The sequence below is a fragment of the Chromohalobacter sp. HP20-39 genome (assembly GCF_033052815.1).
Classification (GTDB): domain Bacteria; phylum Pseudomonadota; class Gammaproteobacteria; order Pseudomonadales; family Halomonadaceae; genus Chromohalobacter.
This window is the reverse complement of the sequence record NZ_JAWHTP010000825.1, coordinates 1-259: the sequence shown is the minus strand read 5'-3', so window position 1 is coordinate 259 and position 259 is coordinate 1. Positions and strand designations below refer to the sequence as shown.

Annotated in this window: 1 protein-coding gene; it reads right to left on the bottom strand. The window is 68.0% G+C overall.

Annotated elements, in window-relative coordinates:
- Positions 1-259: hypothetical protein (locus tag RVY79_RS20265; protein WP_317466379.1), on the bottom strand; the 259-nt coding region annotated here is incomplete at both ends.

The following is a 259-nucleotide window of genomic DNA, read 5'->3' as shown; positions in this document are numbered from 1 at the left end:
CACCATTCCAGGGGCCCGCCACCGAGGCCGCTGAGGCGCAGCGAACCACCGGTGCCCCGGCTGTCGCCCAGGCTGGAGCCGCGCACCTCGGTGCGAGTGAAGTTGCCGCGCAGGTCGAGTCGGGCGAGGCTGCCGAGGTTGGCACGCCAGAGCGGCGAAATATTCAGCGTCCCGACCTCAGGGCGGTTGGCATTGGCAAGTGTCGAAATACCGCCTTGCGAACCCAAGGTGGGTGTGGACTGGAGGCCAAACGCCGATG